Genomic DNA, 12719 nt, shown 5'->3' on the forward strand with positions numbered 1-12719 from the left:
CTGCGCCGAGCCCGGTTCCAAGTCAATCGGCTGCGATCCGTGTACCGGCGCCGCCTTGCCGCGAGGCAAGGTACATCAACAGCGCGCCGAGCGGTCCGAAGGCCGCCGCCATCGTCGTCAGCGAGAGATTGAGGCCGTGAGCGCCGTAGACGCGATCGGTGAGCAATCCGACCATGACCGAGCCGAATGCCCCGCCGGTGAGATTTACGAGCGCCATGTACAGCCCGGTGTAGAGCCCTCGCAAGGTGGGCGGCACCACCGCAACGATCAGCACGAAGATCGAGGCGACGGATATCGAGCTCACGAACAGGTTCACGTAGGACATCGCCACTGCAAGCTGCACCGTGGGCACGATCGGGCCGACCAGCGTGGTCACGGCCAGCACCGCCATCGACGAGAAGCTGAGGTAGTAGGCCGCCCTGTCGCCGAAGCGGGAGCGCAGCCACTTGTAATAGGGATGAACCGCAAGGCACCCTGCGATGCCGCCCAGCAGGAAGGCGGGACCATATGTGGTCGCCACCAGACCGGGGGTCATTTCGTAGGAACGCATGAGCATCGCCGGGTACCAGTTCAGCAACCCGTAGTTGTTCATCGACCATGACACGATGCCGAGCGCCAGCAGCACGATGAGCTTGCGGTTGGCGCGGGCGAAGGCAAGGGCTTCCCCCTTGGCGGGCGCCGCGCGCTGTCCGCCGCCACGCTCTTCCCTGACGGATGACTGGACCAGCAGCGCCACGAACAGCCCTGGCACGGCCAGAAGCAGGAACACCACGCGCCAGGGCTCCGCGCTGTCGATGAAGGGCAGATCGTATGGCCCGCCTGCGGCAAACCGGGTGAGCAGATGCGCGCCCAGCATCATGGCTATGCCGCCGCCGACGTAGAGCCCGGTGGTGAACAGCCCGATCGGCTTCTGCACCTTGTCCTGCGGAAAACGGCTTGAAATGATGCCGATCGCCGCCGGATTGAGCCCCGCCTCACCCACGCCGACAAACATGCGGGCAATGAACAGGGTGACGAAACCGGTGGCGAGGCCGCTCGCCGCCGTGGCGACAGACCAGACGAGGATGCAGGCGGCCAGGATTGTCACTCGCCGTCCCCGATCGAGCATGCGCCCAATGAAGACACCGCCGAAAACATAAAGCACGGCGAAGGCCATGCCGGTCACCGCCCCCAGTTCCGCATCGGATAGCGAGAGATCGGCCTTGATGTCCTCCACCAGGAAACTGAGGATCACCCGGTCGATATAGCCGAGCACCGAAACCGAGAAGAGAATGGCGACGACGTACCAGTCGTAGGCGCCGGCGGTCCTGGGGCCGGATGCCGCTGGCGACGCCTCTTCGATTTTCATCGTCGCTGTCATTTCCTCGATCTCCCGCATCTTGTCTTTATCGTTTTCGGGCGACCTAGCGGCCCTGGAACACCGGCTGGCGCTTTTCCCGGAAGGCGGCAATCGCCTCCTTCGAATCTTCCGACTTCGAAAGCTTATGGGTGTTGTTCTGCTCGTAGCGATAGCCGTCGCGCAGGGTCATGTTCTCGATCGTGCGCATGGAATCCTTGGCGAGGCGGGTTGCCATCGGGCTCTTCGAAGCGATGGTCCGGGCCATGTCCATGACCCAGGGCATCAGTTCGTCCTGCGGCAGGCAGGCCTCGATCACACCGCGCCGGTAGAGTTCGGCGGCAGGCGCCCGCCAGCCGGTCAACATCATGCGGCGGGCCATCGAATGCGGCAGGATACGCGCGGCATGTTTCCCGCCGCCCATCAAGCCGACGTCGACCTCAGGCAGCCCGAACACCGCATTCTCGGACGCCACGATGATGTCGCAGCTCGCGGCAAGCCCCAGTCCGCCGCCCAGAGCCGGGCCATTGACGGCGGCGATCACCGGCTTGTTGCATTCGATGATCGCATAGCTGGATTCCCGCACCGCGCGGTTCCGCTTCCAGGTCGAACCCGGTGCTGACAGGTCGGGGCGGTTCTTGAGATCGGCCCCGGCGGAAAAGCACTTGCCCGCGCCCGTCAACACCGCGACGCGCACGTCGTCGCGATCGCTGATCTCGTCGAAGGCATCGGCAAGGCCGTGGATCATTTCCATCGACTGGGCATTGACCGGCGCATTGTCCATGGTGACCACGGCGACATGGTCGGCAACTTCAAGTCTGATCATCTTCCAGCATCCTCTGTTCCGCCCGCCATCAGACCTCAGGACGCCACCTTCCGTCGCGCTTCCGAACCTGCGGAGCGGGTTAATTCCATATGCGATTGAAGGCTCACTCGACCTCGGCCGCATCACCGGCGTCGCCGAAGGCGGACCAGCCGCCATCCACCGGCACGATCGCTCCGGTGAGGTAGGACGCACGTGGTCCGGCAAGGAACGCGATAGCCTCGGCGATCTCCGCAGGATCGCCCAGCCGGCCCAGCGGAACCCGGCGGCGAACAGGGCGCAGCGACCGCTTGCCCTCTGCCTCCAGCGCGGAAACGCCGGGCGTCGCGATATAGCCGGGGGCAACGGCATTCACCCGCACGCCGCACGCCGCCCATTCGCAGGCCAGGGAACGCGTCATCGCTTCCACCCCGGCCTTCGCGCCGCAATAGGCATTGCGCCGGGGCAAGCCTCCGCGCGCTGCTATCGAGGACATGTTGACGATTGCGCCGCCACCATTGCGGGCCATCACCCTCGCCGCGGCCCGCGCCAACCGGAAAGGCGCCATGAGGTTCACGGCAAGGCTAAGGTCGAACGCAGCCAGCGTCTGGTCTACCGTGGGCAGGAAATCGTCGGCGATCGCAGCGTTGTTGACCAGTACGTCGATGCGCCCGTGACTTTCGGCAATCCCGGCGATCGCGGACTCCACGGCTTCGCCGTCCGTAATGTCGAGCACATGGCCCACGCGCCCGGACGGCAGCGCGGCAAGAGCGCTCTCGTCACGGTCCAGCACGATGACCCTGGCGCCTTCGGCTTCGAAGCGATCCGCCGTCGCGGCGCCGATGCCCCTCGCGCCCCCTGTAATGACGACCACGCGCTGCGAAGGCGGGTCAGCTTGCGGTGCAGGACCGGTCGCTGCGGCATCGGAACCGCCGTAGACGCCGTAACCGCCATCGGCGACCACGCTTGCGCCGGTGACATAGCGATTTCCCGCCAGCCAGTAGACCGCCTCGCCGATCTCCTCCGGCATGGCCATGCGGCCCAGCGGCACCCGCCGCGCCACCGCCGAGGTATCGACCTTGCCTTCCGCCACCAGAGAGGCGACGATCTCGGTCTCGACATAGCCCGGGAGCACCGCGTTGACGCGCACGCCGCCATGCGCCCACTCGCACGCCAGCGCCCGGGTGAAGCCCAGCAATGCCGACTTCGACATGGCATAGGCAGCGCGCCCGGGGATCGTCAGGAACGCAATCAGCGAAGAGAGATTGATGATGCAACCCTCTCCCTGCCGCAACATGGCCCGGCCCGCTTCACGCGCGGCGAGATAGCTTCCGGTCAGGTTGACCCGCAGGAGGCGCTCGGCGGTTGCCATGTCGATATCAAGCGCGGACCGGCCTTCCGGATCAACGATCCCGGCATTGTTGACCAATACGTCCACCCGGCCATGCCGCGCGAGAACCGCCGAGATTCCCGCAACGATGCTGCTCTCCTCCGCCATATCCATGACCAGGGCGGAATGCGGCGCCCCCAGCGCCCGCGCCGCCTTAGATACGGCGCCTTCGTCCCGGTCCGCCAGCACCACGATATCTCCGCGCGAGGCGAAAAGGCGGGCCGTGGCAAGGCCGATCCCGGCTCCTGCGCCCGTGATGACGATGATCCTCGATGGCAATGGCATCTGCGCGTTCTCCCATGGCTTCCGGTCTCGGGCCGGCTTCGTGGTACGGTCGTGAAATAAGGGCCAAGCATTTGCCGGAGACGCCCTCAATCGCGGGTGCCGTCCACTGCCGCCTATCACCTATGCGATAAGCCGCCCCGCCCTGCGCTGCGCTTTGGCCGCGCCTCCCCCGACTATTAAGCGCCGGAGGAAAGGACGGAGAAGATCATGTCGGAAAGACTTTCAGGACGGGTGGCTCTCGTAACCGGCGCCTCGCGCGGTTTGGGACGGGCTATCGCCGAACTCTACGCTGCGCAGGGAGCTGCGGTTGCCGTGCTCGATCTCAAGGAGCACTGGGCGCAGACGGTGGTGGACGGGATTGTCGCACGCGGCGGACGCGGCATCGCGGTCGGCTGTGACGTATCGGATCGCGAGGCGGTACAAGCCGCCGTCAGCCGCACCGTGAACGAGCTGGGCGGCCTCGACGTGGTGGTGAGCAGCGCGATGTGGAACCGCTATGAACCGATAGCGGATATCGCTCCCGAGACGCTGGCCCGCATGTCCGGCGTCGGGTTCGACGGGATCGTCTGGATGATCCAGGCTGCCGCGCCGCACATGAGCGCGAAGGGCGGCTCCATCATCAACATCGCCTCGGTCTCGGCGCTCAAGGGCATGAAGAACGCATTGCTCTATTGCGGCATCAAGGCGGGCGTCGGCGGATTGACGCGTGCCGCTGCGGTCGAGCTGGGTGCTCAAGGCATCCGGGTGAACGCCATCGCGCCTGCCACCGTGGCGACCGAAGGGGTCAAGTCGATGCTGGATGCAGAAGCGCTGGCCGAACGCGCCGCGCGCATTCCGCTCGGACGATTGGGCGAAGTGGAGGATATCGCCAATACCGCACTGTGGCTGGCATCCGAGGAATCCGCCTTCGTCAACGGACAGATGATTACCGTGGACGGAGGCCTGGCCAACGGCATTCTCTGACGCGAAATGGGGCGGCTTTGGCCGCCCCGCACCGTCAAAGCCAGTCGGCCTCCACCGCGAACAGATCCGACGAAGCCGTGCAAGGCGCGAGCCATGCGGCGATGCGCGGTATCTCGCAATCGAAGAAATACCGGCAGGCCGCCAGCGTACCGCCCTGCAGACGCGGCGAGGCCGCGCGCGCGGCTATCGCAAGATCCAGCCATACCCATCCGACAACGCCGTGCCCGAATGCATGGAGAAACGGCGTCGCCCGTGCCAGGGCCTGCTCCTGCGGCATCGTGCGCAGCACATCGAGCGCCGCCTCGATCGCATGCCATGCCGCCGACAGCGCATCGCCCATCGTCGCCAGTTCAGGCAGTTTGCCGGCAGCCCGGGCGGTTGCGGCGATGCGGGCCTTCAGCACCGCCGCGCCTTCTCGGCCACGCAGCAGTTTCCGGCCAAGCAGGTCAAGCGCCTGGATGCCGGTCGTTCCTTCGTGGATCGGGTTCAGGCGATTGTCGCGATAGAGTTGCTCGACATCGAAATCCCGCGTGTAGCCGTAGCCACCATGGACCTGCATGGCGAGGGCATTGGCCTCCAGCCCGAACTCCGACGAAAAGGTCTTCACGACGGGTGTCAGCAGGGCAAGCAGAGCGGCGCTTTCGGGATCGTGTTCCTCGTCCACCAGGCGGGCGGCAAACAGGCAGAGGGCAAGCGCGCCTTCGGCATAGCTCTTCTGGGCCAGCAACATCCGTCGCACGTCGGCATGCGCGATGATGGGAACCGCGCCTGTTGACCCGCTGCCCTGCACGCGTCCCTGCAAACGCTCCTGCGCATAGCCCAGCGCATGGCCGAAGCCCCGGCACGCGATGGCCGCCGCACCCAGTCCGACAGATATGCGCGCCTCGTTCATCATCATGAACATCTGGCGCAGGCCCTGCCCCTCCTCGCCGACCAGCCAGCCGGCCGCACCTTCCTGTTCGCCGAATGCCAGCAGGCAATTCGGGATCGCCCGATAGCCCATCTTGTGATTGAGCCCCGCCACCGCAATCTCGTTACGCGAACCATCGGGAAGCACGCGCGGGACGATGAACAGCGACAGGCCGCCCGTTCCATCCGGCAAGGAGCCGTCCTCCCGCGCGACCTTCGCAAGCACGAGATGGACGATGTTGTCCGCGGCATCGTGCTCACCGCCGGAAATCCACATCTTCGAGCCCGTCAGGCGGTAGCGGCGGCCGAGGCCGTCTTCGCCGTGGAATTCGGCGCGGGTCCGCACCGCGCCGAGATCGGACCCCGCCTGCGGTTCTGACAGGCACATCGTGCCGAACCATCGGCCCTCGATCTGCGGCCGGGCAAAGGCTTCGACCTGGGCGGGGCTGCCGAACGATGCGATCAGCCGCGCGTTGGCCACCGTCAGCATCGCATAGGACGATGTGGCGATGTTGGCGGCGGCGAACCAGGCAAAGGATGCGCTCGCGGCCAAGAAGGGCAGGCCGTGACCTCCAAGGTGCTCCGGGAAACCGGCGGAGAAGAAGCCGAGCCGGGCATATTCCCCCAAGGCTGCGGCAACCTGCGGGTGAATCTGCACGCCGTCCGGTCCGAACCGGGGTTCTTCGGCGTCTCCTTCCTTGAAGTGCGGCAGGAAGATCTCCCGCGCGACCTCTTCCGAAAGGTCGATCACCGCATCCACCGTTTCGCGACCATGTGCCGCGAAGCGCGGCTGCGCCAGCACTTCGCCGATATCCAGCCAATCATGCAGCAGGAAATCGAGGAACTCGCGGTCCAGCAGACGACTGCTCATCGCGAGAGCAGCACCAGCGCATCAAGCGGCACCACGCCTTCACCCACTGGCATGACCCTGATAGGATTGATATCGACCCCGGCAAGCCGGTCCTGGTTGGCAGCGGCAAATCGCGAAAGCGCCGCCAGCGTTTCCGCCAGAGCGTCGATATCGGATGGCGGCGCGCCGCGAACCCCTTGCAACACCTTGCCGGCATTGGTTTCGGCAATCATCCGCCTCGCCTCATCCGCGGAAAACGGCACGGCACGGAACGAAACATCCTTGAGCACTTCGACGAGGATACCGCCCAGACCGAACATGACGACCGGACCGAGCGTCGGGTCCAGGCTGACACCGGCGATCACTTCCACGCCGCCCGCAATCATCGGCGCCACCAGAACGCCCTCTATCCGCGCTCCCGGCATGGCTGCCCTTGCCCTTTCGATCAACAGGCTGGCAGCCTCTCGAACGGCGGCTTCGTCCTTCACGTTCACCGCCACACCGCCGACTTCGGTCTTGTGCGCGATGTCGGGCGAACAGATCTTGAGCACGACGGGAAAACCGATCGCCCGCGCCGCGATCACGGCGTCTTCCGCATCGCCGGCAAGCCGTTCATCGGGGAATGTCATCCCGGCTGCCGCCAGCACCCGTTTCGCGCCATGTTCGGAGAGCGCGCCTCTGGCTTCTACTGGCGAGGGCAGCGGGGGAACAGGCTCTGCATGGCTGGCCGCCCGGGTAAAACTCCGCCGGAAGTGCACAAGCGCTCCCAGCGCGCGGGTCAGCGCCACGCTGTCCTCAAACACGAGGAAACCACGCTCCTCATAACGGCGTACGACATCCTGCGGGGCTGACATGGTGACGGCCTTGATGATCCCGTCATGCCCCGTTGCCGCTGCATCCAGCGCTTCGGCCAGGCGCGCCGAATAGGACGGCAGAGCCGGCGCGGTGCCAAGAACGGCCACGAAGATATCGTAGCCGCCCTGCTCCATCACCGTGCGGATGTAACGGGTCATCAACGGCAAGTCGGTCATCGCCTGCGCCGTCGCGTCGATGGGATTTACCGGCGAGGCATAGGGCAGCAAGGCCTTCAACTCCGCCTGTGCGGCCTCGGGCATGGGGGTCACGGCAAGGCCCGCCTCATCCGCGTCGTCCGCCATCTGGATACCCAGCCCGCCCGACATCGAAAAGATGCCCAGCTTGTCGCCTTCCGGCACCCCGGCCCGGGCAAGGGCATAGGCAACGTCGATCTGCTCTGCAGTGCTGCGGGCACGGTGGGCGCCGAACTGGCGGCAGATTGCATCGAAGACCGCGTCCGACCCCGCCAGAGCAGCGGTATGGCTGCCGACGGCATGAGCGCCGACTTCCGAACGGCCGACCTTGAGCAGCACCACGCCGATACCGCGCCGACGCGCCACATCCAGCGCCTCGAAGAACAGGGCGCGGTTCCGCACGCCCTCGGCATAGGCCATGACCACTTTCACGCCCTCGCGGTCCACCACCCAGCGCAGGGCTTCCGCCATGTCCACGTCGCACTCGTTCCCGGTGGTGATCCAGTGCCTGATGCCCAGCCCGCGAGACCGCGCAAGCTGCGCGATATGCGAACCATAGGCGCCGCTCTGCGAAACGATGGCAACCGGGCCCGGCTCCAGGAAACCGTCATCGAGCATGACCGAGAAGGTGCCGTAATAACCGATCGAGGAATCGGCCGCGCCAAGGCAGTTCGGACCCAGCAGCCGCAGCCCCCCTGCCCGCGCTATGTCCACTATCCGCGCCTGCTCGGCCCGTCCTTCCTCACCCATTTCGGCAAATCCCGCCGCGAAGACGATCGCCGCCTTCACGCCTGCCGCCACGCAATCTTCCACCGCCTGCCGCGTAGCCGCGGCCGGGACGGCCAGCAGGGCAAGGTCCGGCGCTTCCGGCAAGGCCGAAAGCGAAGCGTAGGCCGGCTCGCCCTGCACCGTTTCGCGCTTGGGATTGACGGGATAGACCGGGCCGGAGAACCCGCTCGCGCGGAGGTACTTGAGCGGCCGCCCGCCGATACGCGCGGCATCGTCGGACGCGCCGACCAGTGCGATCGAACGCGGCGCGAAAAGCGCGTCGAGCCCGCCGCGCGATGCGCCGATGGCTGCCGGTTGTTCAGGCTGGGACAGGGTGGCTTGGCCGCTGGTCGTCACGATCACCTCTTCCGATGGTTCAGGCTTTTTCACGCAAGAGCCGTGGCACGGGGCCGGCACGCCCGATACCGATCGGCCGGCGGGGCCGCATGTTTCATATCCGTGATATGGCTGGGCGATCCGTGCAGACGCGGGACGATATGCATCGCCCCACTTCCCCTGTTTCCCATTTGTGATAGCGACCGCGCGGCGCCGCTGAAATCGATATCAGCCTTGTGATAATCCCCCTCGAAACCCGGCTCCGAATTGAACCGGACGCCATCAGCAGGGATGCCTTGGGCGTCTGAAACGGAGGCGGCACCCGCAACAACGGGCCGCACGAGACAAAAAAGAACATGAAGGCGCGACGCGCCGGGATTTTGGGAGGATCGCTGAGTGAACATCTCCAGGACCATCAAGGCTGGGCTCTTGGCAACGAGCGCCGGGCTCGTGCTGTGCCACGCCTCTGCCGCGCTGGCGCAAGACGCCGCGCCGCAGGCGGACACGGCGCAGGAATCGAACAACGGCGGCCTTGATACCATCGTCGTTACCGCCACCAAGCGGGGCCAGGCATCCAACGTGCAGGACGTCCCCTTCGCGGTCACCGCATTTGGCGCGGCGCAGCTTGAGGAACAGCACTTCCAGACGTTCCAGAGCCTCAGCTACTCGATGCCGAACGTCCAGCTCAGCCAGATCGGCACCACCCCCGGCTACGCCAACTTCTCGATCCGCGGCCTGGGCATCAACAGCTCGATCCCCTCGATCGACCCCACTGTCCGCGTGTTCATCGACGGCGTCTACCTCGGCGTGAGCGCGGGCGTCGTCTTCGGCAACTTCGATATCGAAGGGCTTGAAGTGCTACGCGGCCCGCAGGGGCTGCTGTTCGGTCGCAACGTCACCGGCGGCGCCGTGGTCGTGCGCACCACCGTTCCCAAGGATCACTTCGCCGCCGACTTCAAGGCCTCGGTTTCGTCAGGGCCGGAATACAAGGTCAGCGGGACGATCACCGGCCCGATCGTGCAGGACAAGATCTCGGCCAAGCTCGCCGTCTACTATGACAAGGACGAGGGCTACTTCCACAACGATTTCAACGGCAACGACCACCTCGGCAAGAACCGCACCCTCATCGTGCGTCCGGCCCTGCGCTTCACGCCGATCGACGGGTTCGAAAGCATCTTCCGTTACGAATACGGCAAATATGACGGCGATGGCGCCGTGGCGACCAACCATGGGCTCTACCCGGTCAAGAGCTTCCGCGTGAACCTCGACGAAGAAGGCTTCGCGCACAACTACTGGCACATGGCCTCGAACGAAACGAACATCGATACCGATTTCGGCAACGGCAAGATCACCAACATCATGGCCTACCGCGAGTACAACTCGAACGTGGCCAACGATATCGACGCTTCACCGGTGCACAGTTTCCATTCGGGTAACACCACGCACCAGAAACAGATGAGCGACGAGCTTCGCTATGCCGGAACTTTCGGCAGAGTGGACGTAACGACCGGACTTTATTTCTTCACCCAGCGCATCGCCTACATCGAACAGCGCACGCTTTCGGGCGGCACGCGCACCCTTTCGGGCGGCGGCATCCAGAACCAGGATACCTACGGCGCATTCGGCGCGGTGGACTGGCACTTCACCGACAGCCTGACGCTGAACCTCGGCGCCCGCTATTCCAGCGAGACCAAGTCCGTGAAGGTCGCCAACCTCACCGCGACGGGCTGCGATTACGAAGCGCAGACCTGCGACTTCACCTTCCACGGAAAGAACACCTGGAAGGGCCTGACGCCGCGTGTCGGCCTGCAATGGCAGCCTGATCCCGAAACCCAGGTCTATGCCTTCTGGGCCAAGGGTTTCCGCAGCGGCGGCTACAACTTCCGCAACGTCAACCCGGCCGTCGATCCGGGACCGTTCGATGACGAAGTGCAGAACTCCTACGAAATCGGCATGAAGAAGGATATCGGCGGCATCCTGCGCGTGAACGTTGCCGGTTTCTGGAACAAGATCGACGGCGTCCAGCGCGAAATCCAGACCCCGGTTCTGGGCAGCGGCACGGCGCAGATCATCACCAACTCGGCCAATGCCCGCATCCGCGGCGTGGAAGGCGAAGTGACGCTGCGCCCGGGCGCCGGTTTCACCCTGAGCGGCCAGTTCGGCTATACCGAAGGCAAATACACCAAGATCATCTACGACCTGAACAACGACGGCGTCATCAACGACGTCGACTACGGGCTGAAGCTGCCGCGTCTCGCACCGTGGACTTATGGCGGCACGCTGGCATGGAGCCATGATTTCGACCAGTTCGGCGTCGATGCCCGCGTCAGCGCCAACCACCGCGATGCCGACTGGTACAACGACGCCAACACCGGCCTGCTGCGCGGCGCCACCATGGTCGATGCCAACCTGACCTTGCGCCATGGCGGTTACAGCATCTCCGCCTATGCCACCAATCTGCTGAACGAGGCGACTTACGGCACCGAGGCCCCGTTGCCGTTCTTCGCCGGATCGACCTTCGCCCCGCTCAACAAGGGCCGCGTCTACGGCATCGAACTGGCCGCGAAGTTCTAGGCAATCCGGAACTTCCCAATCCACTTGGAGACTGTCCGGGAGAGCATCTCTCCGCACATCCCGGACAGTGCCTGAGGGGCCGGCGGGCACCAACCCACCTTTTATGCCCGCCGGTCCTCTTTTTGCTGCCCCCCTGACCCGCAAGCGACACTGGCGCGAGTGCGCAGCACTTCTTGCGCCAGACTTCAATATACCATAGGGGGGTATCCTATGGCTCACTTGACCGAAAACAACGACGCGCTCGTCATGCGCGTCCGCCGCCTCATCGGGCAGCTCCAGGCCGTCGAGCGTGCGCTCGTCGGCGGGGAAGACTGCGCGAAGACGCTTCACCTGGCCGCAGCAGTACGCGGCGCGATCAATGGTCTCATCGACGAACTGATCGCCGATCATGTGAAGGCGCACGTCGCAGCCCCGGACCTGACGCAGGACGAACGAGAAGAAGGCGCGGAAGCCCTGATCGCGGCGATCCGCCGCTATGCCAAGTAGAAGGCGCTGCGCCATGGCCACTCACTTCGACCTCGATCGCTTCGCACACGACCACGACTTTCTCGGCGCCTCTCATGACGAGAACGCGCGGCGAACCCTGTGGGTCGTCCTGCTCACTGCCCTGATGATGGTGGGTGAAATCGTCGCCGGCTACCTGACCGGCTCCATGGCCCTGCTGGCGGACGGTTTCCACATGGCCACTCATGCCGGCGCGCTGAGTGTCGCCGCCATTGCCTACCGCTATGCCCGGCGGAATACCCGCAATCCGGCTTTCAGCTTCGGCACCGGCAAGGTCGGCGATCTTGCCGGGTTCGCCTCGGCGCTCGTGCTCGCGCTCATCGCGCTGGGCATCGGCGTGGAATCGTTCCTGCGCCTGTTCCGCCCGATCACGGTGGCATTCGGCGAGGCAACCGTGATCGCGGTCATCGGCCTGGCCGTGAACATCGTCAGCGCCCTGCTGCTATCCGGCCATCATCATCACGATCACCATGGACACCACGAGCATGGGCACCACGGCCATAGTGGTCATGGCCACGGGCACCATGGGCATGGCGACAACAACCTGCGTTCGGCCTATGTCCACGTTCTTGCCGATGCGCTCACTTCGGTTCTGGCGATCGCGGCACTGCTGGCCGGACGCTACCTCGGCTGGATCTGGCTCGACCCGGTCATGGGCATCGTCGGCGGCGTCGTCATCGCGCGCTGGGCCTGGACGCTCATGAAGGAGACCGCCTTCGTCCTGCTGGACCGCACCGACACGCACGTCGCCGAAGAAGTTCGCGAGGTCGTGGAAGGGCCGGGAGATGCCCGCATCACCGACCTCCACGTCTGGCGGATCGGTCCGGAGGCCCACGCGGCAATCATCGGCGTCACCGCCCACGACACCGCCGTGGACACCGCCGAATTGCGCCGACGGCTCACCCCGGTCCACGAACTTCGCCACGTCACCATAGAACGGCATTGACTGCCGC

At 65.2% G+C, this 12719-nt stretch carries 9 protein-coding genes; 4 read left to right on the forward strand and 5 right to left on the reverse strand.

Annotated features, from left to right (window positions below):
• Positions 1–22: 22 nt before the first annotated feature.
• From ACXJ16_RS20050 to ACXJ16_RS20060, 3 genes are all read right to left on the reverse strand, one after another.
• Positions 23–1348 (reverse strand): MFS transporter, encoded by a 1326-nt coding sequence (locus ACXJ16_RS20050; protein ID WP_463923139.1) that lies wholly within the window; start codon positions 1346–1348, stop codon positions 23–25.
• A 55-nt stretch (positions 1349–1403) separates the two neighbouring features.
• A complete protein-coding gene (locus tag ACXJ16_RS20055; protein ID WP_054441958.1) occupies positions 1404–2162 on the reverse strand; it encodes an enoyl-CoA hydratase/isomerase family protein in 759 nt (252 codons plus the stop codon).
• Positions 2163–2265: 103 nt separating this feature from the next.
• Entirely contained in the window at positions 2266–3813 is a 1548-nt protein-coding gene (locus ACXJ16_RS20060; RefSeq protein ID WP_463923140.1) for an SDR family oxidoreductase, read from the reverse strand.
• Positions 3814–4020: 207 nt separating this feature from the next.
• On the opposite strand from ACXJ16_RS20060, the gene ACXJ16_RS20065 reads away from it, so the two are divergent.
• The gene (locus tag ACXJ16_RS20065) at positions 4021–4776 is read left to right on the forward strand and encodes an SDR family NAD(P)-dependent oxidoreductase (protein ID WP_463923141.1); all 756 of its coding nucleotides are present in this window, start codon (positions 4021–4023) and stop codon (positions 4774–4776) included.
• Positions 4777–4810: 34 nt separating this feature from the next.
• On the opposite strand, the gene ACXJ16_RS20070 is transcribed toward ACXJ16_RS20065, so the two are convergent.
• The gene (locus ACXJ16_RS20070; protein WP_463923142.1) at positions 4811–6556 is read right to left on the reverse strand and encodes an acyl-CoA dehydrogenase; all 1746 of its coding nucleotides are present in this window, start codon (positions 6554–6556) and stop codon (positions 4811–4813) included.
• A complete protein-coding gene (locus tag ACXJ16_RS20075) occupies positions 6553–8709 on the reverse strand; it encodes an acetate--CoA ligase family protein (RefSeq protein ID WP_463923143.1) in 2157 nt (718 codons plus the stop codon). Before ACXJ16_RS20075 ends, ACXJ16_RS20070 begins: the two co-directional genes overlap by 4 nt.
• A gap of 375 nt (positions 8710–9084) precedes the next feature.
• Here ACXJ16_RS20075 and ACXJ16_RS20080 point away from each other — a divergent pair, with 375 nt between their 5' ends.
• From ACXJ16_RS20080 to dmeF, 3 genes are all read left to right on the forward strand, one after another.
• Positions 9085–11262 (forward strand): TonB-dependent receptor, encoded by a 2178-nt coding sequence (locus ACXJ16_RS20080; protein ID WP_463923144.1) that lies wholly within the window; start codon positions 9085–9087, stop codon positions 11260–11262.
• Positions 11263–11472: 210 nt separating this feature from the next.
• Entirely contained in the window at positions 11473–11748 is a 276-nt protein-coding gene (locus ACXJ16_RS20085) for a metal/formaldehyde-sensitive transcriptional repressor (RefSeq protein ID WP_054441961.1), read from the forward strand.
• Between the two features lie 13 nt (positions 11749–11761).
• Complete coding sequence (gene dmeF, locus ACXJ16_RS20090) at positions 11762–12712, forward strand: CDF family Co(II)/Ni(II) efflux transporter DmeF (protein WP_454798193.1); 951 nt, start codon at positions 11762–11764, stop codon at positions 12710–12712.
• The last annotated feature ends 7 nt before the right edge of the window (positions 12713–12719 follow it).

The organism is Novosphingobium sp. TK71 (assembly GCF_055361505.1).